The sequence below is a fragment of the Pseudomonas sp. MM213 genome (genome assembly GCF_020423045.1).
Classification (GTDB): domain Bacteria; phylum Pseudomonadota; class Gammaproteobacteria; order Pseudomonadales; family Pseudomonadaceae; genus Aquipseudomonas; species Aquipseudomonas migulae.
The window spans coordinates 3,102,318-3,125,709 of record NZ_CP081943.1 but is presented as its reverse complement, the minus strand read 5'-3'; the positions used below and the strand labels follow the sequence as shown (position 1 = coordinate 3,125,709).

Below are 23,392 nucleotides of genomic sequence, written 5' to 3'. Positions count from 1 at the left end.
CGCATCGCAACTGATGTAACCGCGTTAGATAAAAACAGTTAATAACAATAAAACGAGGATGTAGGGATGAAGAAGAACAACAACGCTCAGCTTATCTGCCAGTTGTCGGCAATTGCGGCAATGATGTTGGCCGGTAGTGTGCACGCGGCTGACGCGTTCAGCGCCGATTCCGAATGGATGACCGGTGATTGGGGTGGTGAGCGGACCAAGCTGATCGAGCAAGGCATCGACATCAAAATGGACTACGTCGGTGAAGTGGGCAGCAACCTTCACGGCGGCTTCAACGACGACAAGACAGCGCGTTATGCCGACCAGTTTGGTTTGGGCGTGGCACTGGACCTGCAAAAGCTGTGGGGCTGGGATAACACCCAGGCGAAGATCCAGCTGACCAACCGTAACGGCGAAAACATCTCCAATGACCGTGTCGGCGACCCGCGTGCCGGCACCTTGAGTTCTTCCCAGGAAGTCTACGGTCGCGGCCATATGGTCCGTCTGACCCAGTTGTGGATCAAGCACCAGTTCCTCGACGGCAAACTGGACGTCAAGGCCGGTTACTTCGGCGAAGGCGAAGACTTCAACACCTTCCCTTGCGAGTTCCAGAACCTGGCGTTCTGCGGTTCCCAAGTGGGTAACTGGGCGACCAACATCTGGTACAACTGGCCGATCAGCCAGGCCGCGATCCGCGTGAAGTACAACATCTCGCCTGAGTTCTATGCGCAGATCGGCGCGTACAACCAGAACCCGACTCAACTGGAGCACGGTAACGGCTTCAAGCTCAGCGGCAGTGGTACAGAGGGCACCGTTTTGCCGGTGGAGCTGGTCTGGTTGCCTAACCCTAACAACCTGCCGGGCGAATACCGTGTCGGTTACTACAAAAGCACGGCCGATGCCGATGACGTTCGTGAAGACGACAACGGTGCTGATGCTGCCACCAGCGGCAACGCTTACCGCAGCCACAGCAGCAAGTCCGGCTACTGGTTCGTGGCGCAGCAACAGCTGACCGACCACAACGGTGACAAGAGCCGCGGCCTGACCGTTTCGGCCAACGCCACGTTCCACGACAAGGACACCAACTTCGTCGACAACTACCAGTCGTTGATGTTTGTGTACAAAGGCCCGTTCGATGCTCGTCCGAAAGATGACGTCGGTATCGGTTTCGCGCGTATCCATGTCAACGATGACGTGAAGAAAAACGCCGAACTGGTCAACGCCGCCAACAATGTCACGGACTACAACGATCCACGGTTCTCGCCACTGCGTACCACCGAATACAACTACGAGATCAACTACGGCTTCCACGTTACCAACTGGCTGACCGTGCGTCCCAACCTGCAATACATCACTCACCCGGGCGGTGTGGATGAAGTCGATAACGCGCTGGTCGCCGGCCTGAAAATTCAGTCGGTGTTCTAACGCTGTTGCGATAAGCTCCTCTCTATGTGCGCATTTTTGCGGACAGCCCAGGCTGTCCGCTTTTTTTGGGGGCGGCGCACCCCGGTGACAGCTGATTTTCAGGACCGTGGCACATGCATGAGCATCCGCTACAACGCTTCTTCAAATCCTTGCGCGAACGTCCGGTGTTTGCGTGGGAGCGCTATCAGATGCGCGACGTTCTGGTGATCGATCACCCGCTGTGTCAGGCGGTGTTCAGTCGTCAGGGCGCGCAGTTGCTGCACTTTCAGCCCAAGGGCCAGAAGCCCTGGCTCTGGTGCGCGGCGAAGTGGCCGCATGTCGGTGCGATTCGCGGCGGCGTGCCGGTGTGCTGGCCGTGGTATGGCCGCCATCCGAGCGAAAACGCCTGGCCGTCCCATGGCTGGGCACGCTTGCTGGACTGGAAGCTGCTCGACAGCCGTCACGACGATGACGGCGTGCGCCTGCACTGGCAATTGCAGTTGTGCGACTGGCAAGTGGACCTGCATGCGCACCTTGGCGAACGCATGGAGTTGCGCCTGAGCACCGAGCATCAGGACAGCCTGCCGTGCCAATTGAGCCAGGCATTGCACGCCTATTGGCGTATTGGTGATGTCGGTGAGATAGCGCTGTCTGGGCTCGACGGGGCGCAAGGTTACGACCAGTTGAACCGCCAGGTTTGTCAGCAGGAAGGCGAGTTGCGGGTAGAGGGTGGCTGTCAGCGGGTGTTCCAGCATGACGGCGAATTGCAGCTCAAGGACCACGCCTGGCAGCGGCAATTGTGCATCGATACCGGGGATGATGCGGACACGGTGGTCTGGCATCCAGGGACGCGTCCATTGCTGGGGGTGAGCTGGAACGAGATTTCCGAGTTTGTGTGTGTGGAAGCGGCGAGCGGCGGGACCGATAGCCTGAGCCTGGCGCCGGGGCAGAAAGCGCATTTGAGTTTGCAGGCTCGGGTCGGGGTTTAGCTCAGGGGGTTGCGGTGGATCGGCGGGCCTCTTCGCGGGCAAGCCTCGCTCCTACAGGTCACCCTGAACCTGTAGGAGCGAGGCTTGTCCGCGAAGACGGACTATCAGCCGACAAACTACTCAAACCTGATTAATTGAACTCATCCCCAATCGGATACCGACTCGCATTCAAACTCTCTTTGATCTTGCGCAAATGCGGCTGGAAATCCACGCCACGGCGCAACGTCATGCCGGTCGCCAGCACGTCCAGCACGGTGAGCTGAATGATCCGCGAAGTCATCGGCATGTAGATGTCGGTGTCTTCCGGCAGCGGAATGTTCAGGCTCAAGGTACTGGCCTTGGCCAGCGGCGAACCTTCGGCGGTCAAGCCGAGCACCGATGCACCGTTTTCCCGGGCGATACGCGCCACTTCCACCAGCTCGCGGGTGCGGCCGGTGTAGGAAATGATCACGAACAACTCGCCAGTGTGGGCCACCGAGGCAATCATGCGCTGCATCAGCACGTCCGCATGGGCGGTGACGGCCAGGTTGAAGCGGAAGAATTTGTGCTGCGCATCCAGCGCCACCGGGGCTGAGGCGCCGAGGCCGAAGAAGTGGATCTGCCGGGCCTGGATCAGCAAGTCAACGGCGCGGCTGATCAGGTTCGGGTCCAGCGCCTGCAAGGCACTGTCCAGCGACGCGATGGCGCTGCCGAAAATCTTCTTGGTATAGGCTTCCGGATTGTCGTCGGCCTCGACCGCGCGGCTGACATACGCCGCGCCACTGGCCAGGCTCTGGGCGAGCTGAAGCTTGAGTTCCGGGTAGCCGCTGACGCCGAACGAACGGCAGAAACGGTTGACCGTCGGCTCGCTGACCTTGGAGGCCTGGGCGAGGGCGGCGATGCTGAACCGGGTGGCCTGCTGTGGGTTGAGCAGGATCACTTCGGCGACTTTGCGTTCCGCCTTGTTCAGGTCTTCAAGGCGATTCTGGATCTGTTCCAGTAAATTTCGCACGCGGTCCATATGATTTCCTTGGTGCACCTACACGAGTGCACTGCGATGCAAATAAGGGTGTTGCTATGCAAATTGGGCCTTTGATAGGGCCCCAAGCGGTGGCCTATCCTACTGATGGCTCCAACCGACCACCACTCGGAATCTGTATTTTGCGAAAATGTTGTGGTTATTACTACATTTTCTCTTGAGCGATGCCTTGAAAAAAGGTATTTGTAGCTTAACTTGATAAAAGAACAAACATCATGCCTTCGATTACGGTTGAACCGTGCACCTTTGCCTTGTTCGGCGCGCTTGGCGATCTGGCCCTGCGCAAGCTGTTTCCTGCCCTCTATCAACTCGATGGCGCAAGCCTGCTGCATGAGGACACGCGCATCATCGCGCTGGCCCGTGAGCCCGGTAGCGAACAGGAGCATCTGGCGTTCATCGCGTCCGAGCTGCGCCGCTACGTCGGTGCCAAAGAGCTGGACGAGGCGGTGGTCGAGCGCTTCCTGTCTCGTTTGAGCTACCTGCACGTCGATTTCCTCAAGGCTGACGATTACCTCGCCCTGGCCGAACTGGCCGGCAGCGCCCAGCGGGTGATTGCCTATTTCGCCACGCCGGCCGCCGTTTATGGTGCGATCTGCGAGAACCTGGCGAAGGTCGGTCTGGCCGAGAACACCCGCGTAGTGCTGGAAAAGCCGATCGGTTCGGACCTCGAATCCTCGCGCAAGGTCAACGACGCCGTGGCGCAGTTCTTCCCGGAGAACCGCACCTACCGCATCGACCACTACCTGGGCAAAGAGACCGTTCAAAACCTCATCGCCCTGCGTTTCGCCAACAGCCTGTTCGAAACCCAGTGGAACCAGAATTACATTTCCCACGTGGAAATCACCGTGGCCGAGAAGGTCGGGATCGAAGGCCGCTGGGGCTACTTCGACAAGGCCGGTCAGCTGCGGGACATGATCCAGAATCACCTGCTGCAACTGCTCTGCCTGATCGCCATGGACCCGCCGGCCGACCTGTCCGCCGACAGCATCCGTGACGAGAAAGTCAAAGTGCTCAAGGCGCTGGCGCCGATCAGCCCGGAAGGCCTGACCACGCAAGTGGTGCGCGGCCAGTACATCGCCGGCTACAGCGAAGGCAAATCAGTTCCCGGCTACCTGGAAGAACCGAATTCCAACACCCAGAGCGACACCGAAACCTTCGTCGCCCTGCGTGCCGACATCCGCAACTGGCGTTGGGCCGGTGTGCCGTTCTACCTGCGTACCGGCAAGCGCATGCCGCAAAAGCTGTCGCAGATCGTCATCCACTTCAAGGAACCGTCGCACTACATCTTCGCCCCGGAGCAGCGCCTGCAGATCAGCAACAAGCTGATTATCCGCCTGCAACCGGACGAAGGCATTTCCTTGCGTGTGATGACCAAAGAACAAGGCCTGGACAAGGGCATGCAGCTGCGCAGCGGTCCGTTGCAGCTGAATTTTTCCGACACCTGGCGCAGCGCACGGATCCCCGATGCCTACGAGCGGTTGTTGCTGGAAGTGATGCGTGGCAATCAGAACCTGTTTGTCCGTAAAGATGAAATCGAAGCCGCGTGGAAGTGGTGTGACCAGTTGATCGCCGGGTGGAAAAAATCCGGTGATGCGCCCAAGCCGTACGCGGCCGGGTCCTGGGGACCAATGAGCTCCATTGCTCTGATCACGCGGGACGGGAGGTCGTGGTATGGCGATATCTAATTTGCAATTGCCGCAGGGCGTCAGCGCCCATGCGTTCAAAAGCCCGGTGCTGCTGGCCGAAGGCCTGGCACTGCAAGTGGCCAGGCAACTGAGCGAGGCGATCGATGCTCGAGGCACGGCCACGCTGGTGGTGTCCGGCGGGCGCAGTCCGGTGGCGTTTTTCCAGCACCTGGCCAAGCAGACGCTGGACTGGTCGAACGTGGTGGTCAGCCTGGCGGACGAGCGCTGGGTACCGGTTGAACATGCCGACAGCAATGCCGGTCTGCTCAAGCGTTACCTGTTGCAAGGCCCGGCGGCCAAGGCTCAGTTCCTGAGCCTGTACAGCGCCACCGCGAACCTGGAGCAAGCGGCCGAACAGGCTGATCGCCTGCTCGCCGAGCTGCCGACGATTGACGTGTTGGTGCTGGGCATGGGCGACGACGGCCACACCGCGTCGCTGTTCCCGAACAGCCCGAACCTGGCCGATGCCTTGAAAACCGACGGCAAGCGTCGTTGCTACCCGATGCTGGCGCCAACCGTGCCGCATCAGCGCCTGACCATGAGTCGTGCGCTGCTGGCCTCGGCCAAACACAAGATTCTGTCGATTTCCGGTCAGTCCAAGCTGACCACCCTGAGTTTCGCGCTGGCCGGTGACGATGTCGCCGAAATGCCGATCCGCGCGTTTCTGCAACCCACGTTAGAGATTTACTGGTGCCCATGAGCCAAGGAACAGCCGCTATGACAACCCCATCCCCGACCGTTTCCATGGCGGACAAAGTTGCCCTGATCGACAGCCTCTGCGCCAAGGCGCGGATTCTGCCGGTGATCACCATCGCTCGCGAACAGGACGTGCTGCCATTGGCCGACGCCCTGGCTGCCGGTGGTCTTACAGCCCTGGAAGTGACCCTGCGTTCGCAGTTCGGCCTCAAGGCCATCCAGATCCTGCGCGAGCAGCGTCCGGAACTGGTGACCGGTGCCGGCACCGTGCTCGATCGCCAGATGCTGGCCGCTGCCGAAGCCGCCGGTTCGCAATTCATCGTGACGCCGGGCATCACCCGTGACCTGCTCGAAGCCAGTGTCGCCAGCCCGATTCCACTGCTGCCAGGCATCAGCAACGCCTCGGGCATCATGGAAGGCTACGGTCTGGGCTATCGCCGCTTCAAGCTGTTCCCGGCGGAAGTCAGCGGCGGCGTTGCGGCAATCAAAGCCTTGGGCGGCCCGTTTGGCGAAGTGAAATTCTGCCCGACTGGCGGCGTCGGCCCGGCCAATATCAAGAGCTACATGGCGTTGAAAAACGTGATGTGCGTGGGCGGTAGCTGGATGCTTGATCCGGAGTGGATCAAGAACGGCGACTGGGCCCGCATTCAGGAATGCACCGCCGAGGCCTTGGCGCTGCTGGACTGACCTGCTTTTACCCAACACTTCGTTGTGTGTTCTACGGCTTTACGGTGCGCTTGGTCGGTGCACCGTTTTTTTTTGCCCAAAGAAAGCCCCCGTAGGAGCAAAGCTTGCTTGCGAAGGCGTCAGCCCAGTCACATCCGATGCTGACTGTATCGACGCCTTCGCGGGCAAGCCTCGCTCCTACAAGGACATCATGCGATACATAGTTACCGCATCTCGCCGCCGGTCCCGCGTTAACCTGCGTTCATCTTATGGAAGAGAGAACGTCATGGACGACAACACCTCAGTGACATCCGCACAACCGGCTTACCTGTTGTCACCCGAACAGATCGCCGGTCCGTATTTTCGCAACCCGAAACTGATCAGGCGAAACATCAGCGAAGGCCTGGACGGTATTCCGCTGGTGCTACGGTTGACGATCATCGATGCAATGACCCGTGAGCCCGTCAACGGGGCCATCGTCGATATCTGGCATTGCAATGCCCGCGGTGCCTATTCGGGGTGGAGCAAGGTCAACCCGGACAAGGAAGTCGATGTCGGCGATATCGGCGCGATCCCGCGTACCGACGACGACACGTATCTGCGCGGCGGGCAATTCACCGACCAGAAGGGCATCGTGCGTTTCACCACGATCTATCCGGGGTTCTATGCCGGTCGCGCGCTGCACATACACGTCGCGATTCGCGTGACCGCCGGCAACAACTATCTCGAAGAGCGCCACGTCGCCTGGGTTGGCCAGCTGTACTTCCCCGAAGTGGCCTCGCGCTCGGTGCTCAATGCCAGGGAATACAGCGGCCGAACCGTCACCGCGCTGACCAACGACGAAGACTATTTCTACGCCAGCATGGGTGGCGAAGCCTCGACCCTGAACGTTCACACCCTCGGTCGAGATTCGAAAGAAGACGGTTTTTTCGGGCAGATGACCATTGGCATCGACACGTTCGCGATTTCATCACAGCTCAAGCCGGAGGACTTCGACAAGTACACCGTGTGACGTCAGCGCAGCTCGTTCAGTGCCTCGCTCAGCGCATCCATGTCTGCTGCAGTGGTGGTCAGCCCCGGCGTGATGCGGATGCACGGGCCACTCGCTGCACCGCTGCGCACCACGGTAAACAGGTTGAAGTCCTTGAGCAGCCGCCCGGCCATTGCTTGTTGGTCGGCATGCCGGGTAAAGCGCATCGACGTGATGCCGCAATACAGTCGCGGATCGTCCGGGGTCATGACGTCGATGCCCGGCAAGTCACGTACGGCGTTGACCCAGCGGTTGCGCAGGTAATTGAGCCGGGCGCCCTTGGCGGCGGAACCGCCCATCGCCCGATGTTCTTCGAACACCAGCGGCAGGGTCAGCAACGCCGGGATGTTGGGTGTGCTGTACGGCGTACGGGCGCGAATGTCGGTGATCGGGAAATGCATCTCGCCCATGTCCGGGTCGATGTCGGCAAGGCGCTCCGGGGCGATGTAGATGAAGCCCAGGGTCAGCGGCGCACCGATCCATTTGTGCAGGTTGAAACCGGCGAACGCGATGCCGAGGTCATCGAGGCTGAACTCGATCTGGCCGAGCGCATGGGCCCCGTCGAGGATCACGTCGATCCCGTGCTCCCTGGCGGCGGCCGCAATCGCCTGCACCGGCATCACCAGGCCGGTGCGGTGAGTGACGTGGGTCAGGGCCATCAATTTGAGCTTTGGGTAACGCACGAAGGCGTCGCGGTAAGTCGCCAGCAAGCTGTCGAAACTGGCGGGGTGAGCGTGTTCGATCTCGATCACTTCTACGCCGCGATGCCGGGCCAGCCAACGCATGGCGCCTTTGACCGTGTCGTATTCCAGGTCGCAGATCAGCACCTGATCACCGGGTTGCAGGCGATTGTAATTGCGGATCAGCGATTGCAAACCGTCCGAGGCGTTGCGGGTGAAGGCGACGGATTCGGTTGTTACGCCCATCAGGTCGGCGAGACGTTTCACGATCGCGAGGTTTTCGCCCTGTTCGAAACGCTGGCGCACATGCACCGAGTTGCCGCGATTGATGAGTTCGATGTTGCGCTGGTATTCCTCGACCACCGTGCGCGACATGCGGCCGAAGTAACCGTTCTCGAGGTTGATCGGGCCGGGTTCGACGGCATAGCGGTCGGCAAAGGTTTGCCAGAACATTTCATTACGGGCACGGCGGGTGTTATCGGGCATGGGGACGGCTCAGTGGCGAGGGGCGGGTTTGCCGTGTTTGGCGCGCAGCGGTTCAAGCAGTTCCGACAAGCCGTTGTGATCGATTTCCTGCATCAGGGCCAGCAGTCCGCCCAGTTCGCCATGGGGGAAGCCTTCCCGGGCAAACCAGTTCAGGTAGGGGCCGGGCAGGTCGGCAATGATGCGGCCCTTGTATTTGCCGAAGGGCATTTCGCGGGTAATCAGCAGTTCGAGTTTTTCAGGGTTCATCAATCGATCGTCTTGATTCAACAGCCTTGGAAAATACAGGCATTCTGCATGCAGGCCAATTGACAGATCATGCAAAAAAAACGGATACAGATTTTCTCTTTAAAACTAAGTTGTTGAAAATTAACAAACAAATTATCAGTTCAAGGCTGGCATGCAGGGTGCAATACCTATTGCATCTTTCATCAACCCGCAAGGAATTGAAAAATGACCGACATTAATAAAGAAGCGATCTCTGTACTCAACGACCTGATTGAAACCAGCAAAGACGGTCAGGAAGGGTTCAAGACTTGCGCTGAAGACATCAAGCATCCAGAACTGAAAACACTGTTCATCACTCGCTCGACCGACTGCGCCACTGCGGCTTCCGAACTGCAGGCTGCGGTGCGTTCGATGGGCGGCGATCCGGAAACTTCCACCAGCGTCAGTGGTGACCTGCACCGCCGCTGGGTCGACGTGAAAGCGGTGTTCACTGGCAAGGATGAAGAAGCCGTGCTGAATGAAGCCGAACGCGGTGAAGACCATGCACTGAAGGCTTACCGAGAAGCCATCGAGAAAATCAACAAGCACAACCTGGTGGGCATTCGTGACCTGGTTGAACGTCAGTATCACGGCGTGCAACGCAATCACGATCAGGTGAAAGCCCTGCGCAACCAGGCTCGCGCACGCTCGTAAGCGCGTAAAGCCTGTCAAAAACGCCAGCCAGCCTGGCGTTTTTTTGTGCCTTGGTTTTTGCGCTGGACGCCTGATAGATAGCCAGCTAATAATTTGATTTACCGGTCACTTCGATGAACCCGACTATCGTTAAATCGTCCTTTCAAGAGTGCTTTACGTGCCTATCACTTTGCAGGCTTTATTCGCGCCTGACCGCCGCGCCTTGCAGTTCGCGATCAAGACGTTACTCGGTGGCGGCCTGGCATTGTGGCTGGCGTTGCGCTGGGGCCTGGAGCAACCGGCCTGGGCGTTGATGACAGCGTTCATCGTCGCTCAACCGTTGTCCGGGATGGTGGTGCAAAAGGGTTTGGCGCGGCTGCTGGGGACGCTGATCGGGACGTTCATGTCGGTGGTGTTCATGGGCCTGTTCGCCCAGACGCCGTGGCTGTTTTTGCTGGCATTGGCGTTGTGGCTCGGGTTGTGTACGGCGAGCTCGACGCTGCTGCGCAGTGCCTGGTCCTATTCGTTTGTGCTGGCCGGTTACACGGTGGCGATCATCGCATTACCCGCCATCAGCCACCCGCTGACGGTGTTCGACCAAGCCGTGGCGCGCTGCACGGAAATCTGTCTGGGCATTCTCTGCGCCACCGCCGCCAGCGCGCTGCTATGGCCGATGCGCGTCGAACGGCAACTGGCGGATCAGGCGCGAACGGCGTGGCAGAGTGGGATGAACGCCGCACGCGCAACCCTGGCCGGCGACGGTCAGGCGCGCAAGGGGCTGCTGGAAATCCTCGGTCGCATCGTCGCGGTGGATGCTCAGCGCGAACATGCCTGGTTCGAAGGCGGGCTGGGTCGGCAGCGTGCGCGGGCCATCAGCGGATTGAGCCAGAAACTGTTGATGTTGCTGCGCATCGCACGCTCGGTGCGCCGGCAGTGGAAGCAGCTTGAACCGCAGGAAGCCGAGCAATTGATGCCGTGGATGAGCGAGGTTCAGCAAGCGCTCGCGAGCCCGGACACCGCAATGTTGCAAACCTTGCGCTCGCGCTTGCTCGACGCCAGCCATGACCCGCAGATCAGCTCTGCGCAGAGTTACTGTCTGGTCCGTTTCACCTTGCTGATGGATACCGCGATGGCGGCGAGCGCGGCATTGACGGCGGTGGAGGAGGGCAAGGAAGCGGTCGACCCGCCGCGCACCCTGACACCGCATCGCGACCTGTCGTTGGCGCTGGTGTTCGGCGCGCGCAGTGCCTTGGCGTTTCTGGTGGTGTCGTGTTTCTGGCTGGCCACTGCATGGCCCGCCGCTTCGGGCGCATTGGTGCTGACGTGTGTGGTGTGCAGCCTGTTCGCCAGTCGCGAAAACGGCGCGCAAATCGGCATGAGTTTCATGCGCGGGATTTTTCTGGCGATCCCGGCGGCGTTTTTTGTCGGGCAGATTCTGCTGCCGCAATGGAGTGGTTTTGCGCTGCTCTGCATGGGCATGGGCGTACCGTTGTTTTTCGGTGCGCTGGGCATGGCCAGGCCGCAGATCGGCGCCACGGCCACGTCGTTCTGTCTGCATTTCATCGTGCTGGTGTCACCGCTCAACGCGATGAAGTTTGATGTCGCGATGTTCTTCAACAGCGCTCAAGCCATGGTGGTGGGCGTCGGTGCGGCGGTGCTGGCCTTCCACTTGCTGATCCTGCGCAACCCGACGTGGCACGGTCGGCGTTTGCTGGCGGCGACCCTCGACGACCTGGTGCGCCTGACCCGGCGCAACCTGCGCGGTGCCGAAAGCTGGTTCGGCGGACGCATGGCCGACCGCTTGCTGCAACTGGCGCGGCACTACCCGGAGCTGCCGGAACCGGCGCGCAGCCGCTGGGACGACGGCTTGCTCGGTCTCGACATTGGCGACGAGCTGCTGCATTTGCGCTTGAGCCTGGCGGCGGCGCAGGCACCGGTCAATGCCGCGCAGCGGCGTTATCTCGAACAACTGGAAAACATCCTCGAACAAGGCCCAGCCGGCCACTGCGCGGATGCGCTGGAACAACCCAGCGAAGAATTCCTGAAAACCTTGTACGCGTTGCCACCCAGCGACCCGGTGAAACTGGCCCAGGGCGCGGTGCTGCAATTGCAGAACAGCTGGCGCGCCTGGTGCCATCAACAGGAGCAAAGCCATGGGCTTGCGTGAATGGTCGGTGGGCGGCGTGCTGCTCAGCCCGTTTCTGATTTATGTGGTGCTGGCGCTGCTGGTCACCGGGGGCTTGCGCCTGCTGCTGCGCCTGACCCCGGCCGGTCGCTGGATCTGGCACGAAGCGTTATTCGATTGCGCCTTGTACGTCTGTGTATTGACCCTGATCACCGTCGTCCTCGGACCTTTATAAGGAGTTGAACATGCGTACACCCGTGCGTGTCGCGGTAACCCTGTGCCTGGTGGCGGTGGCGATTTTTGCCGGTTTCCATTTGTGGCAGTACTACATGCTCACGCCGTGGACCCGAGACGCGCGGATTCGCGCCGACGTGGTGGTCATCGCCCCGGATGTGTCGGGCTGGGTGCGTGAACTCAAGGCCTTCGACAACCAGCCGGTGAAGGCCGGCGATCTGTTGTTGAGCATTGACCGCGACCGTTTCGAAGCGGCGCTGGAGAAGGCGCAAGCGGTGGTGCAAACCCGTCAACAGCAACTCAACCTGCGCGAGCGCGAAGCCAGCCGTCGCGCCAGCCTCGGGCCGCAAGCGATCAGTGCCGAGCTGCGCGAAAATGCGCAAATCAACGCCGGCATCGCTCGTGGCGAACTGCGTGAAGCCCAGGCCGAAGCCAAGGTCGCCGAACTCAATCTTGCCCGCAGTCAGGTCCACGCACCCCGCAGCGGCCACATCACCAACCTGCGTCTGGCCCAGGGCAATTACGTGAATGCCGGGCAACCGGTGATGGCGTTGATCGATGATTCAACGTTTTATGTGCAGGCGTATTTCGAAGAAACCAAACTGCCGCGGATTCGCGTCGGCGATCCGGTGAAGGTCTGGTTGATGAGCGCGGGCGAGGCGCTGGAAGGGCAGGTGGAAAGCATCAGTCGCGGGATTACCGATCGCAACACCACACCGGATGGACAGTTGTTGGCGGAGGTGGAGCCGACATTCAACTGGGTGAGACTGGCGCAGCGGATTCCGGTGCGAATCAAACTGGACAAGGTGCCCGAGGGGATCAATTTGAGTTCGGGGATGACGGCGAGTGTGCAGGTGCAGGAAGGACCATAAGATCAAAAGATCGCAGCCACTGTAGGAGCCGGCTTGCTGGCGATGGGATCAACGCGGTTTCCCTGAGATACCGAGGCGTACGCATCGCCAGCAAGCCGGCTCCTACAGTTGAGCGCCGGACTCAGCCGATGCTGATCGCCGGCAGACTAGTCAACGTCACGGTCTGCTGCTTACGCGGCGCCAGAATCTCCGCCTCGCCATCCACCACCAACTCATCGCGCTGGTTGAACACGCGGGTGGCAATGCGCACACGGAATTTCGGCAACTTCTCCAGAATCTCCAGGCGCACCGTCAGCGTGTCGCCAAGCTTCACCGGCTTCTGAAAGCTCATCTGCTGACCGATATAAATAGTCCCCGGCCCAGGCAACTCGCAGGCAACCGCAGCACTGATCAACGCGCCACTGAACATGCCGTGCGCGATGCGTTCCTTGAACATGGTGCCGGCGGCGAATTCGGCGTCCAGATGCACCGGGTTGTGGTCACCCGACATGGCGGCGAACAGCTGAATGTCACGCTCTTCGACCGTCTTGCTGTAGCTGGCGGTCTGGCCGACTTCGAGGGCTTCGTACGGGGTGTTGGTAACCTGGGTCATCTGTTTCAATTCCTGTGACAAATAAAAAAACCACAAAAAACTATTCGGATCGGGGCGGGCGGCGGTGGCTCAGGGCTTGTGCGATCCAGCCCAGCACATCGGCCGTCACCTCATCGCGGTTGCTCTCGTTGAACAGTTCGTGCCGTGCCTGCGGGTAAATCGTCAGTTGCAGGCTCTGGCTGCCAGCGGCGCGTAGCGCATCGGCCAGATCTTTCAGACGCTTGCCTTCGCTCACCGGATCACATTCACCGCCAATCACCAGCAACGGCAGGCCCGGATCGATCTGAGCGAGATTGGACGCTTTGCTGATTTGCTGCAAGCCGCCGAGCAAATCGATCCACAGTTGGTTGGTGCAGCGAAAGCCGCAGAGCGGGTCGTTGGCGTACAGGTCGACCTCCGCCGGGTCGCGGCTAAGCCAGTCGAACCGGGTGCGGGCCGGTTTGAAGGCCTTGTTGAACGAGCCGAACGACAGCCATTCGATCAGCGCGCTGCGGCCCTTCGGCCCTTGGCGCAGTCGTTCCAGGCGGGCAATCTGCCGCGCCGCACGATAAAGCGCCACGGGCTGGAAGTTCGAACCGCTGAGCACCGCGCCGTGCAGGCTGGCGCTGTGATGCAGCAGATAAGCCTGGGCGATGTAGCTGCCCATGCTGTGGCCGAGCAGCACGATCGGCACGCCGGGATGATGCTGGCCAATGTGCTGATTGAGGCTGGCGAGGTCGCCGACCACCTTGCACCAGCCATCGTCGTCGGCGAAATGACCGAGTGTCCCGTTTTCGGCAGTTTTGCCATGTCCACGCAGGTCCGGCGCGTACACACCGTAGTCCTGTGCGCAGCACTTTTCTGCCAGGCGCGCATAGCGACCGCTGTGTTCGGCCATGCCGTGGGCCAGCAGGATCACCGCTTTCAACGGTGCAGCGGGCAGCCACTGGTTGACGAAGAGGCGGCTGCGGTCACTCGCGGTCAGCCAGAAGGTGTCGTGGATCATGGCGATTCCTTTGCATGGGCTCGGCCCATTGTATAGCGCATCCTGCGCTTGCCGTCTGATCAGGCCGCACCACGGCACCGAGATTCACACGGTCAATGACGGTTGTTGGCATATTTGCCTGATTCGCCATAGCTGCTAGTGTCCGTGAAGCTCCGCTTTTTCAAAGGTGACACAAAAGCGGCCCCGGATAGGTTCAGGTAAAGAGGACAAGAACAATGCAACCTGATTTCTGGAATGACAAACGCCCGGCCGGCGTACCCCTGGACATTGAACAAGGGGCTTACAAGTCGGTAATCGAGGTGTTCGAGCGTTCCTGCAAAAAATTTGCTGACCGCCCGGCCTTCAGCAACATGGGCGTCACCCTGACCTACGCCGAACTGGAACGCTACAGCGCCGCGTTCGCCGGTTACCTGCAAGCCCACACCGACCTGGAGCCCGGCGATCGCATCGCGGTGCAGATGCCCAACGTCCTGCATTACCCGATTGCCGTGTTCGGCGCGTTGCGCGCCGGGCTGATCGTGGTAAACACCAACCCGCTGTACACCGCGCGGGAAATGCGTCATCAGTTCAAGGACTCCGGTGCCCGGGCACTGGTTTACCTGAACGTATTCGGGCAGAAGGTCCAGGAAGTGCTGGCCGACACCGACATCCAGTACCTGATCGAAGCGAAGATGGGCGACCTGATGCCTGCCGCCAAGGGCTGGCTGGTCAACACCCTGGTCAGCAAGGTCAAGAAAATGGTCCCGGACTACGCCTTGCCGCAGGCGATCTCCTTCAGGAGCGCGCTGCGTCTGGGCCGGGGCCTGGGCATCAAGCCGTTGAACGCCGGCCTCAACGATATCGCCGTGCTGCAATACACCGGCGGCACCACCGGGCTGGCCAAGGGCGCGATGCTGACCCACGGCAACCTGGTGGCGAACATGCAGCAGGCACGCGCCTGCCTCGGCCAGTTCGGCGCTGACGGTCAGCCGTTGCTGCGCGAAGGGCAGGAAGTGATGATCGCGCCGCTGCCGCTGTACCACATCTATGCATTCACGGCGAATTGCATGTGCATGATGGTGACCGGCAACCACAACGTGCTGATCACCAACCCACGAGACATCAAGGGCTTCATCAAGGAGCTGAAAAACTGGCGGTTCTCGGCGTTGCTGGGGCTCAACACGCTGTTCGTCGCGTTGATGGACCATCCGGACTTCAAGACCCTGGATTTCTCCAGCCTCAAGCTCACCAACTCTGGCGGCACTGCGTTGGTCAAGGCCACCGCCGAGCGCTGGGAGCAACTGACCGGTTGCCGCATCACCGAAGGTTACGGCCTGACCGAAACCTCGCCGGTGGCGTGTACCAACCCGTACGGCGACAAATCGCGGATCGGCACGGTCGGCCTGCCGGTGCCGGGCACCACGCTGAAAGTCATCAACGATGAAGGCGTCGAGCAACCGTTGGGCGAGCGCGGCGAACTGTGCATCAAGGGCCCGCAGATCATGAAGGGCTACTGGCAGAAACCCGAAGCCACCGCCGAAGTGCTGGATGCCGAAGGCTGGTTCAAGTCCGGCGACATCGCGGTGATCGACCCGGACGGTTTTGTGCGCATTGTCGATCGCAAGAAAGACATGATCATCGTCTCGGGTTTCAACGTGTATCCGAACGAAATCGAAGACGTGGTGATGGCTCACCCGAAAGTCGCCAACTGCGCCGTCATCGGTGTGCCGGACGAACGTTCGGGCGAGGCGGTGAAGTTGTTTGTGGTGGCGCGTGAGTCGGGGGTCAGCCTTGAAGAGTTGAAGGCTTACTGCAAGGAAAACTTCACCGCGTACAAAGTGCCCAAGCACATCGTGTTGCGTGAGTCGTTGCCGATGACGCCGGTGGGCAAGATTCTGCGGCGGGAGTTGCGGGATATCGCGTAACCGATAAATGGCCGCGCTTCGCGCGGTTCGCGGGCAAGCCTCGCTCCTACAAGATCAGTGTTGTTCATAAGGTAATGAACGACACAAAACCTGTAGGAGCGAGGCTTGCCCGCGAAGCTTTTAAGGCGGAGGCCCCGATTTTCGGGGCTTTCAGCGACATATAGGTTTTTTGCTCTAAAATGACCGCTTGTCATTCTTGAGTCACTAATGTGACTGTAGAGGCCGCTTTTGGCTCTAGTCGGCCCTTGGCAAAGCTGCTACTCTCGGCGCGCTTTGTGACCTCTCGGCCTCTGTAAAAAGCCCAGACTCACCAATAATCAAACACCAATAATAATCGCATCAAATGCGGTATTTGAATTCGCGTTGCTGAGGAGTGGGCTTCCATGATCGAAGACTTCTGGAAGGATAAGTACCCTGCCGGGATTGCTGCCGACATCAATCCGGACGAGTATCCGAATATTCAGGCAGTGTTGAAACAGTCCTGCCAACGCTTCGCCGACAAGCCGGCATTCAGTAACCTGGGCAAGACAATCACCTACGGTGAACTGTACGAATTGTCCGGTGCCTTTGCCGCTTACCTGCAACAGCATACCGACTTGCAGCCGGGCGATCGAATCGCCGTGCAACTGCCCAACGTCTTGCAGTACCCGGTCGCTGTGTTCGGTGCCATCCGCGCCGGGCTGATCGTGGTCAACACCAACCCGCTGTACACCGCGCGGGAAATGGAACACCAGTTCAACGACTCCGGCGCCAAAGCCCTGGTCTGCCTGGCCAACATGGCGCATCTGGCCGAGGCCGTCGTGCCGAAAACCGGCGTCAAGCACGTCATCGTCACCGAAGTCGCCGACCTGCTGCCACCGCTCAAGCGCCTGCTGATCAACAGCGTCATCAAGTACGTGAAGAAGATGGTCCCGGCGTATCACTTGCCCAAAGCCATCAAGTTCAACGACGTGTTGAGCAAGGGCCATGGCCAGCCAGTGGCTGAAGCCAACCCGGCCAGCAGCGACGTGGCAGTGCTGCAATACACCGGCGGCACCACCGGCGTGGCCAAGGGCGCGATGCTGACCCATCGCAACCTCGTCGCCAACATGTTGCAGTGCAAGGCGCTGATGGGTTCCAACCTGAATGAAGGTTGCGAGATCCTGATCACGCCGCTGCCGCTGTACCACATCTATGCCTTCACCTTCCATTGCATGGCGATGATGCTGATCGGCAACCACAACATCCTGATCAGCAACCCGCGCGACCTGACGGCGATGGTCAAGGAACTGTCGAAGTGGAAGTTCAGCGGCTTCGTCGGCCTGAACACGCTGTTCGTGGCCCTGTGCAACAACGAAGGCTTCCGCAAGCTGGATTTCTCGGCGCTGAAAGTCACCCTGTCGGGCGGCATGGCCCTGCAACTGGCCGCGGCCGAACGCTGGAAAGCGGTCACCGGTTGCGCCATTTGCGAAGGTTACGGCATGACCGAAACCAGCCCGGTGGCCACCGTGAACCCGATCCAGAATATCCAGATCGGCACCATCGGCATTCCGGTGCCGTCGACCCTGTGCAAAGTCATCGACGATGCCGGCGTTGAACAGCCGTTGGGCGAAATCGGCGAACTGTGCGTGAAAGGTCCGCAGGTGATGAAGGGCTACTGGCAGCGTCAGGAAGCCACCGACGAAATGCTCGACAGCGAAGGCTGGTTGAAGACCGGTGACATCGCGCTGATCCAGCCTGACGGCTACATGCGCATTGTCGATCGCAAGAAAGACATGATCCTGGTGTCCGGTTTCAACGTGTACCCGAATGAGCTCGAAGACGTGCTCGCGACCCTGCCGGGCGTGCTGCAATGCGCGGCCATCGGCGTGCCGGACGAGAAGTCGGGCGAGGCGATCAAGATTTTCATCGTCGCCAAACCGGGCGTGACCCTCACCAAGGAGCAAGTGATGGAGCACATGCGTGCGAACGTCACCGGCTACAAAGTGCCGAAAGCCGTCGAGTTCCGCGATGCGCTGCCGACGACCAACGTTGGCAAGATCCTGCGTCGGGAATTGCGTGATGAAGAGCTGAAGAAGATCAACGCGAAGAAAGTAGGCGCGTAACAAACAAAAGCCCCGCAGATGCGGGGCTTTTTTGTTGGCTGACTTGAAAGGTTCGTTGTCTGATCGATTGCCATCGCGAGCAGGCTCGCTCCCACATTTTTGTCCGCGTTCTATCAGGATGAATGCGATCAACTGTGGGAGCGAGCCTGCTCGCGAAGCTTTTGATTTTCTTTTGGGTTATTGGCGGAACGGCGCGAAATTGACGTTGGTGCCCGCCGGGCGCATGTCCTGCAGGTACGAATCCTTGTCCGCACTCAGTTCCAGGCTCAGCGCAGCCTTGCGCTTGCCCTGGTTACGCACCACCAGCCCTTCGAGCTTCTCGCGCAGGAACACCGTCGGCACTTTCAGGTGCAGCAGTTCGTCGGTGTCCGGCGTGTGCATCAGCAGGTGAATCCATTCGTACTGACCAATGGCCAGGCGCGCCACCGGGAGATCGAACCACCAGATGTTGCGGTTACGGTTCAATTCGGCGAAATGGCAGTTGTTGACGCCAAGCACAGCACCGCCGAGTTCCTGGTTTCTGCGGGCAATGGCCTGCTTTTTATCGAGTTTCATAACATTCCTACGGGATTGGATCTTCAGGGCCGTGGCCTGAATACGTTGCGCATTCTCGGGGGTTGGTCGGCAAACATAAAGCCCAACCTGCACGGAACGATGAAATGTCGTTTTTGTGTCAGTCTGAACTTGCACACGGAAATTGTTTCAAAGTCGCCAAGTAGGCTACTTTGATGTAGAAAACGGCCCCTGAGTCGCCACGACTTCAACCCCATTGCGGCGAAAGGAGACGCTAATGATTTTCCCGGACATGAAAGGTGTGCCCCTCCATCGCGTGATGGTGCGCACGGTCACCGAGTTCGTCGCCGACGAGATGTCGACCTATGCCTCGGCGTTGGCCTATCAAATGCTGTTTTCGTTGTTTCCCTTCATTCTTTTTCTGATTGCCCTGATCGGTTTCCTGCACCTGCCGGACTTCTTTTCCTGGCTGCGCCTGCAATCGGAACTGGTCTTGCCACCCCAGGCGCTGGAGCAGGTGAACCCGGTGATCGACCAGCTCCAGCAATCCAAGGGGGGCTTGCTCTCGGTCGGTATCGTCATCGCGCTGTATACGGCCTCGGCCGGCGTGCGACTGATGATGAGCGCGATGAACGCCGCGTATGACGTGGTCGAAGGCCGGCCGTTCTGGAAGCGTTTTCCGCTGTCGGTTTTCTACACGATCGGCATTGCCGGGATGTTGCTGATTGCCGCCGCGCTGATGGTGCTTGGGCCGCAAGTGATGGGCTGGATCGCCGCGCAGGTCGGCCTTGAAGACTTTATTGTCACGGTCTGGACCATCGCTCGCTGGCCGGTCATCGTGATCCTGATGATGATTGCCGTGGCGCTGATCTATTACGTCATGCCCGACGTCAAACAGGAGTTTCGTTTCATCACCCCAGGCTCGGTGCTGGCGGTGGTGGTGTGGATCATCGCGTCGTTGGGCTTTGCGTTTTACGTCAAGACCTTCGCCAACTACAACGCCATGTATGGCAGTATCGGCGCGATCATTGTGCTGTTGCTGTACTTCTATATTTCTGCGGCGGTGTTGTTGCTCGGTGCGGAGATGAATGCGGTGATCGAACACATGTCGCGCGAAGGCAAAGACCCTGGCGAAAAAGTCGCCGGTGAACACGGTCCTGTCCACGAAGAGAAACATCACGTTTCCGGACTGGGCCGGGATCACTCGGTGAAACCACCCACTGACGAAGTCATCAAATGATCCGTGAAATCCTGAAAATGGGCGACGAGCGCCTGCTGCGCATTGCGCCGCCGGTCCCCGCCGAGATGTTCGACAGCCCCGAGCTGTGGCAACTGATCGACGACATGTTCCAGACCATGGAAAGCGTCGGCGGGGTGGGCCTGGCCGCGCCGCAGATCGGCGTTGACCTGCAACTGGTGATCTTCGGCTTCGAGCACAGCGAGCGTTATCCGGACGCTGAAGCGGTGCCGCAGACGATCCTGATCAATCCGCTGATCACGCCGTTGAGCCCGGTGATGGAAGAGGGGTTTGAAGGCTGCCTGTCGGTGCCGGGATTACGCGGCGCGGTGAGTCGGTATCAGCAAATTCGCTATGAAGGTTTTGACCCGAAAGGCGAGCCGATCGTGCGCATCGCTTCGGGGTTTCACGCCCGAGTGGTGCAGCACGAGTGTGATCACCTGATCGGCCGGTTGTACCCGTCACGGATTACCGACTTCAGCAAATTCGGGTTTACCGAAGTGATGTTTCCGGATCTAGATCCCAACGCCGACGATTGAAATCACCATAATCCCCTGTGAGAGCGGGCTTGCTCGCGAATGCGCAGTGTCAGGCTACATCAATGCTGACTGACACTGCGCATTCGCGAGCAAGCCCGCTCCCACATTGGGTCCACACGCCTATCCAACCGGCTCCAGGCCCATCGCTATCATCGGTTTGCTGCGCGCATAACGGCTCAAGCGTTCGACCATCGCGTATGGCATGGGCGGATCGAAGGTAAACCCGCGACGCTCATAAAAACCCCGCAAGTCCGGGTGGCAGAACAGCCACACCGGTTGGTCGAGACCGTTCACCGCTTCGGCAATCAGCGTCGCTGCGATCCCTTGTTCACGACAGGCCGGGTCGACAAACAAACCGGTCAACCAATGCCCGCCCGAGACCGGACGCAAGCACAGCGCCGCAATGATCTCGTTGCGCCGGGCCACCCACAATTGAGCGTCGCGGACCGCTTTCATCGACGATTTGTGAGCGCGATAAAACTTGTTCATCAGGGGCCACAACGGCTCGGCGAGCAAGGTGTATTGAGTGTCGGTCATGGGGCGGGTCTGTGTGTGCGCAAAGCGGGCGATTATAAAAGAACGGGCGGCCGGGGATAGGTGTATACCTGATCTCACATCCCGTATGAGTGGAGTACGTATCATGACCAAAGGCATGGATTCAAAAAAAGCAGCGAAGAAGAAACCGGCGAAAACCGCCGATGAAAAACGCGCGGACAAGAAGGCCAAGAAGGTGGGTGTGTTCGGCCATTGATCCCGCTTTAATCGATCGTTCCCACGTGAGCGCGGGAACGATCATCAAATAATCTGCAAGATTTCCCGATGCCATTGCACAGAAGGGGACTGGTCCCCGATCTGAGCAACGCCATGCCCCATTACTTCGATAGTGCCCACCGAGAAGAAATCGAAACCCTGCGCCAGCGCCTGACCGCTCGCACCGAGTGGCCGACCTGGTTTCTGCTGATCGGCGTGTACGGCGGCTGGTTCGGCATCATGCTGGCCAGCAATCGATTGGGCGTCTGGTGGAGCACGTTGCTGCTGATTCCGCTGGTGGTGCTGTGGTTGTCGGTGCAGCACGAATTGCTTCACGGTCACCCCACCCGCTGGACCACGCTGAACAAAATCCTCGGTTACGCACCGTTCGCCGTCTGGTACCCCTACACGTTGTATCGCGACAGTCATCTGCTGCATCACCGCGACGAAGACCTGACCTTGCCGGGCATCGATCCGGAAAGCCGTTACCTGAGTGCCGAGCGGTGGCAGGGCAGTTCCGTGTTTGAACAGAGCCTGCATTGGTTGAACAAAACCGTACTCGGACGCTTCATCGTCGGTGCGCCGCTGGCCTTGCTGGCGCTGGCGCGCGAAGAGCTTCAGCGCCTGAGATCGGGTGATCGACAGGCCTGGTTGATGTGGCTGACCCACGGCGCACTGACCGTGTCGATGTTGCTGTTCATCGCCCATTACAGCGTGGTGCCGGTGTGGCATTACCTGTTGCTGATCAGCGTGCCGGCGCTGTCGATTGCAATGATCCGCTCCTACTATGAGCACCGTCCCCATGCGCAACCCGAGCAACGCACCGTGCTCAATGAAGCCGGCTGGCCATGGCGCTGGTTGTTCCTGAACCTGAATTTTCATCTGGTGCATCACGACTTGCCGGGTCTGCCCTGGTACGACTTGCCCCGCGCCTACCACGCACGCCGCGAGCAATGGGTGGCGCGCAGCGGCGGCTTTCTGGTGCAGGGTTATGCTCAGTTGTGGCGTGAGAACGGGATAAAGGCGATCGACAGCCCGAAACACCCCTTCCACTGATTGCCAACGCATCCCCCCTGTAGGAGCCGGCTTGCTGGCGATGGCGGTGTATCAGTCCCATCAATGCAACATGACACACCGCTATCGTCGGAACGCCGCCCGCAGCAAGCCGGCTCCTACACGGGGAATTTTGTTGTATGGGAAAATTTTGATGACTCAACACATCACCGAATTACTGATGTACGTCGCCCCCGAACCCATCCGCCAGGCCAACGAGCGTTGGCTGACGCGAATCCTCGCACGTCTGGGTGCCACCCGCCGCAATGCCGATGGGCTGTCGCTGTTGGACCTGTGGCTGGCCCCGCAGTTGCTGCTGACCCAAACCTGCGGCTATCCGCTGATGACCGCATTGCGCGGCCAGGTTCGGGTTATCGGCCGGCCTCGTTACGAACTGCCGGACAGCAGTGGCGGTAACCATTGCAGCCTGCTGCTCAGCCGTGCCGATGATTCACGCCGGACCTTGCCCGCGTTTTTCGGCAGCCGTGGCGTGATCAACGGCGAAGACTCCAACAGCGGCATGAACCTGCTGCGTCAACGACTCGCGCCGCTGCACCGCGACGGGCAGTTCTTCGCCAGCGTCGGCATCAGCGGCAGCCACCGCGAGAGCCTGCGCTGGCTGCGTGAAGATCAAGCCGACCTCGCCGCCATCGACAGCGTGACCTTCGCCTACCTGGCGCGGCACGCCGAAGTGGAAGTGGCGGGATTACGCGTGGTGGTGCGTAGCGCGTTCAGCCCGACCTTGCCGTATATCACCGCTGCGACGGCGACCGATGAACAGGTAGAGGCGTTGCGGCAGGTGATGAACGAGACGTTGCGGGAATTGCCCGATGTCGCCGAAGTCCTTGGGTTGCACGAGGTGTTGCCGGCCAGCGAGAGCGACTATCAAATCGTTCTCGATTATCAGCAGGAAGCCGAGGCGTTGGGGTTTGGGCGGTTGCGTTGACTGGAGATCGCCTTCGCGG

Annotated in this window: 23 protein-coding genes; 16 read left to right on the top strand and 7 right to left on the bottom strand. The window is 59.9% G+C overall.

Annotation, left to right across the window (positions count from 1 at the left end):
* Nucleotides 1-66: 66 nt before the first annotated feature.
* A complete protein-coding gene (locus tag K5R88_RS14220; RefSeq protein WP_008032973.1) occupies nucleotides 67-1,413 on the top strand; it encodes a carbohydrate porin in 1,347 nt (448 codons plus the stop codon).
* Nucleotides 1,414-1,526: 113 nt separating this feature from the next.
* Nucleotides 1,527-2,381 carry a D-hexose-6-phosphate mutarotase gene (locus K5R88_RS14215; protein WP_008038602.1) on the top strand — a complete coding sequence of 285 codons (855 nt, stop codon included), beginning with the start codon at nucleotides 1,527-1,529 and terminating at the stop codon, nucleotides 2,379-2,381.
* 130 nt (nucleotides 2,382-2,511) lie between these two features.
* Here K5R88_RS14215 and K5R88_RS14210 read toward each other — a convergent pair whose 3' ends face one another.
* Entirely contained in the window at nucleotides 2,512-3,372 is an 861-nt protein-coding gene (locus tag K5R88_RS14210) for a MurR/RpiR family transcriptional regulator (protein ID WP_177318169.1), read from the bottom strand.
* A gap of 242 nt (nucleotides 3,373-3,614) precedes the next feature.
* On the opposite strand from K5R88_RS14210, the gene zwf reads away from it, so the two are divergent.
* The 4 genes from zwf (at nucleotide 3,615) to K5R88_RS14190 (ending at nucleotide 7,458) form a co-directional block, all read left to right on the top strand.
* A complete protein-coding gene (gene zwf / locus K5R88_RS14205; protein WP_226300152.1) occupies nucleotides 3,615-5,084 on the top strand; it encodes a glucose-6-phosphate dehydrogenase in 1,470 nt (489 codons plus the stop codon).
* Nucleotides 5,071-5,784, top strand: coding sequence for a 6-phosphogluconolactonase (pgl, locus tag K5R88_RS14200; protein WP_008038595.1), 714 nt, complete (start codon nucleotides 5,071-5,073; stop codon nucleotides 5,782-5,784). Before zwf ends, pgl begins: the two co-directional genes overlap by 14 nt.
* A gap of 17 nt (nucleotides 5,785-5,801) precedes the next feature.
* Entirely contained in the window at nucleotides 5,802-6,467 is a 666-nt protein-coding gene (locus tag K5R88_RS14195; RefSeq protein ID WP_008032978.1) for a bifunctional 4-hydroxy-2-oxoglutarate aldolase/2-dehydro-3-deoxy-phosphogluconate aldolase, read from the top strand.
* Nucleotides 6,468-6,732: 265 nt separating this feature from the next.
* Nucleotides 6,733-7,458, top strand: a complete 726-nt coding sequence (locus K5R88_RS14190; RefSeq protein ID WP_226300151.1) for an intradiol ring-cleavage dioxygenase — start codon at nucleotides 6,733-6,735, stop codon at nucleotides 7,456-7,458.
* Nucleotides 7,459-7,460: 2 nt separating this feature from the next.
* Here the strand turns inward: K5R88_RS14190 and K5R88_RS14185 are convergent, their stop codons facing one another.
* A complete protein-coding gene (locus K5R88_RS14185; RefSeq protein ID WP_226300150.1) occupies nucleotides 7,461-8,642 on the bottom strand; it encodes an aminotransferase class V-fold PLP-dependent enzyme in 1,182 nt (393 codons plus the stop codon).
* A gap of 9 nt (nucleotides 8,643-8,651) precedes the next feature.
* The gene (locus K5R88_RS14180) at nucleotides 8,652-8,888 is read right to left on the bottom strand and encodes a DUF3820 family protein (protein WP_003213031.1); all 237 of its coding nucleotides are present in this window, start codon (nucleotides 8,886-8,888) and stop codon (nucleotides 8,652-8,654) included.
* Between the two features lie 204 nt (nucleotides 8,889-9,092).
* Here K5R88_RS14180 and K5R88_RS14175 point away from each other — a divergent pair, with 204 nt between their 5' ends.
* From K5R88_RS14175 to K5R88_RS14160, 4 genes are all read left to right on the top strand, one after another.
* Nucleotides 9,093-9,560 (top strand): ferritin-like domain-containing protein, encoded by a 468-nt coding sequence (locus K5R88_RS14175; protein ID WP_226300149.1) that lies wholly within the window; start codon nucleotides 9,093-9,095, stop codon nucleotides 9,558-9,560.
* 157 nt (nucleotides 9,561-9,717) lie between these two features.
* Nucleotides 9,718-11,706 (top strand): FUSC family protein, encoded by a 1,989-nt coding sequence (locus K5R88_RS14170; protein WP_226300148.1) that lies wholly within the window; start codon nucleotides 9,718-9,720, stop codon nucleotides 11,704-11,706.
* Nucleotides 11,693-11,899: a DUF1656 domain-containing protein gene (locus K5R88_RS14165; protein ID WP_207285447.1), complete on the top strand. Its 207-nt coding sequence runs from the start codon at nucleotides 11,693-11,695 to the stop codon at nucleotides 11,897-11,899. Before K5R88_RS14170 ends, K5R88_RS14165 begins: the two co-directional genes overlap by 14 nt.
* Before the next feature lie 10 nt (nucleotides 11,900-11,909).
* Nucleotides 11,910-12,770 (top strand): efflux RND transporter periplasmic adaptor subunit, encoded by an 861-nt coding sequence (locus tag K5R88_RS14160; protein ID WP_223449763.1) that lies wholly within the window; start codon nucleotides 11,910-11,912, stop codon nucleotides 12,768-12,770.
* A gap of 121 nt (nucleotides 12,771-12,891) precedes the next feature.
* Here K5R88_RS14160 and K5R88_RS14155 read toward each other — a convergent pair whose 3' ends face one another.
* Together K5R88_RS14155 and K5R88_RS14150 are read right to left on the bottom strand one after the other, a co-directional pair.
* Complete coding sequence (locus K5R88_RS14155; RefSeq protein WP_008032990.1) at nucleotides 12,892-13,362, bottom strand: MaoC family dehydratase; 471 nt, start codon at nucleotides 13,360-13,362, stop codon at nucleotides 12,892-12,894.
* Nucleotides 13,363-13,402: 40 nt separating this feature from the next.
* Entirely contained in the window at nucleotides 13,403-14,347 is a 945-nt protein-coding gene (locus tag K5R88_RS14150) for an alpha/beta hydrolase (RefSeq protein WP_008032991.1), read from the bottom strand.
* Nucleotides 14,348-14,562: 215 nt separating this feature from the next.
* Between K5R88_RS14150 and fadD2 the strand changes: the two genes are divergently transcribed.
* Together fadD2 and fadD1 are read left to right on the top strand one after the other, a co-directional pair.
* Nucleotides 14,563-16,251: a long-chain-fatty-acid--CoA ligase FadD2 gene (gene fadD2, locus K5R88_RS14145; RefSeq protein WP_008032992.1), complete on the top strand. Its 1,689-nt coding sequence runs from the start codon at nucleotides 14,563-14,565 to the stop codon at nucleotides 16,249-16,251.
* A 383-nt stretch (nucleotides 16,252-16,634) separates the two neighbouring features.
* Nucleotides 16,635-18,335, top strand: coding sequence for a long-chain-fatty-acid--CoA ligase FadD1 (gene fadD1, locus K5R88_RS14140; RefSeq protein WP_008038583.1), 1,701 nt, complete (start codon nucleotides 16,635-16,637; stop codon nucleotides 18,333-18,335).
* A gap of 177 nt (nucleotides 18,336-18,512) precedes the next feature.
* Here fadD1 and K5R88_RS14135 read toward each other — a convergent pair whose 3' ends face one another.
* A complete protein-coding gene (locus K5R88_RS14135; protein ID WP_008032995.1) occupies nucleotides 18,513-18,890 on the bottom strand; it encodes a hypothetical protein in 378 nt (125 codons plus the stop codon).
* Nucleotides 18,891-19,125: 235 nt separating this feature from the next.
* Here K5R88_RS14135 and K5R88_RS14130 point away from each other — a divergent pair, with 235 nt between their 5' ends.
* Both K5R88_RS14130 and def read left to right on the top strand, forming a co-directional pair.
* On the top strand, nucleotides 19,126-20,088 hold the full coding sequence (locus K5R88_RS14130; RefSeq protein WP_192229124.1) for a YihY/virulence factor BrkB family protein: 963 nt from the start codon (nucleotides 19,126-19,128) through the stop codon (nucleotides 20,086-20,088).
* A complete protein-coding gene (gene def / locus K5R88_RS14125) occupies nucleotides 20,085-20,624 on the top strand; it encodes a peptide deformylase (RefSeq protein WP_008032999.1) in 540 nt (179 codons plus the stop codon). The genes K5R88_RS14130 and def overlap by 4 nt, the downstream gene beginning before the upstream one ends.
* Before the next feature lie 120 nt (nucleotides 20,625-20,744).
* Here the strand turns inward: def and K5R88_RS14120 are convergent, their stop codons facing one another.
* Nucleotides 20,745-21,161, bottom strand: a complete 417-nt coding sequence (locus K5R88_RS14120) for a GNAT family N-acetyltransferase (protein WP_226300147.1) — start codon at nucleotides 21,159-21,161, stop codon at nucleotides 20,745-20,747.
* A 327-nt stretch (nucleotides 21,162-21,488) separates the two neighbouring features.
* On the opposite strand from K5R88_RS14120, the gene K5R88_RS14115 reads away from it, so the two are divergent.
* Both K5R88_RS14115 and K5R88_RS14110 read left to right on the top strand, forming a co-directional pair.
* A complete protein-coding gene (locus K5R88_RS14115; RefSeq protein WP_226300263.1) occupies nucleotides 21,489-22,430 on the top strand; it encodes a fatty acid desaturase in 942 nt (313 codons plus the stop codon).
* A gap of 151 nt (nucleotides 22,431-22,581) precedes the next feature.
* Complete coding sequence (locus K5R88_RS14110) at nucleotides 22,582-23,373, top strand: phosphate/phosphite/phosphonate ABC transporter substrate-binding protein (RefSeq protein ID WP_226300146.1); 792 nt, start codon at nucleotides 22,582-22,584, stop codon at nucleotides 23,371-23,373.
* Nucleotides 23,374-23,392 lie beyond the last annotated feature (19 nt).

Coding starts and splice junctions, on each gene's coding strand:
- K5R88_RS14215 (WP_008038602.1), top strand. CDS start 1,527: ATGCATGAGCATCCGCTACAACGCTTCTTCAAATCCTTGCGCGAACGT.
- K5R88_RS14165 (WP_207285447.1), top strand. CDS start 11,693: ATGGGCTTGCGTGAATGGTCGGTGGGCGGCGTGCTGCTCAGCCCGTTT.
- zwf (WP_226300152.1), top strand. CDS start 3,615: ATGCCTTCGATTACGGTTGAACCGTGCACCTTTGCCTTGTTCGGCGCG.
- K5R88_RS14195 (WP_008032978.1), top strand. CDS start 5,802: ATGACAACCCCATCCCCGACCGTTTCCATGGCGGACAAAGTTGCCCTG.
- K5R88_RS14130 (WP_192229124.1), top strand. CDS start 19,126: ATGATTTTCCCGGACATGAAAGGTGTGCCCCTCCATCGCGTGATGGTG.
- pgl (WP_008038595.1), top strand. CDS start 5,071: ATGGCGATATCTAATTTGCAATTGCCGCAGGGCGTCAGCGCCCATGCG.
- K5R88_RS14120 (WP_226300147.1), bottom strand. CDS start 21,161: ATGACCGACACTCAATACACCTTGCTCGCCGAGCCGTTGTGGCCCCTG.
- K5R88_RS14180 (WP_003213031.1), bottom strand. CDS start 8,888: ATGAACCCTGAAAAACTCGAACTGCTGATTACCCGCGAAATGCCCTTC.
- def (WP_008032999.1), top strand. CDS start 20,085: ATGATCCGTGAAATCCTGAAAATGGGCGACGAGCGCCTGCTGCGCATT.
- fadD2 (WP_008032992.1), top strand. CDS start 14,563: ATGCAACCTGATTTCTGGAATGACAAACGCCCGGCCGGCGTACCCCTG.
- K5R88_RS14155 (WP_008032990.1), bottom strand. CDS start 13,362: ATGACCCAGGTTACCAACACCCCGTACGAAGCCCTCGAAGTCGGCCAG.
- K5R88_RS14110 (WP_226300146.1), top strand. CDS start 22,582: ATGACTCAACACATCACCGAATTACTGATGTACGTCGCCCCCGAACCC.
- K5R88_RS14185 (WP_226300150.1), bottom strand. CDS start 8,642: ATGCCCGATAACACCCGCCGTGCCCGTAATGAAATGTTCTGGCAAACC.
- K5R88_RS14115 (WP_226300263.1), top strand. CDS start 21,489: ATGCCCCATTACTTCGATAGTGCCCACCGAGAAGAAATCGAAACCCTG.
- K5R88_RS14135 (WP_008032995.1), bottom strand. CDS start 18,890: ATGAAACTCGATAAAAAGCAGGCCATTGCCCGCAGAAACCAGGAACTC.
- K5R88_RS14190 (WP_226300151.1), top strand. CDS start 6,733: ATGGACGACAACACCTCAGTGACATCCGCACAACCGGCTTACCTGTTG.
- K5R88_RS14160 (WP_223449763.1), top strand. CDS start 11,910: ATGCGTACACCCGTGCGTGTCGCGGTAACCCTGTGCCTGGTGGCGGTG.
- K5R88_RS14220 (WP_008032973.1), top strand. CDS start 67: ATGAAGAAGAACAACAACGCTCAGCTTATCTGCCAGTTGTCGGCAATT.
- K5R88_RS14175 (WP_226300149.1), top strand. CDS start 9,093: ATGACCGACATTAATAAAGAAGCGATCTCTGTACTCAACGACCTGATT.
- fadD1 (WP_008038583.1), top strand. CDS start 16,635: ATGATCGAAGACTTCTGGAAGGATAAGTACCCTGCCGGGATTGCTGCC.
- K5R88_RS14150 (WP_008032991.1), bottom strand. CDS start 14,347: ATGATCCACGACACCTTCTGGCTGACCGCGAGTGACCGCAGCCGCCTC.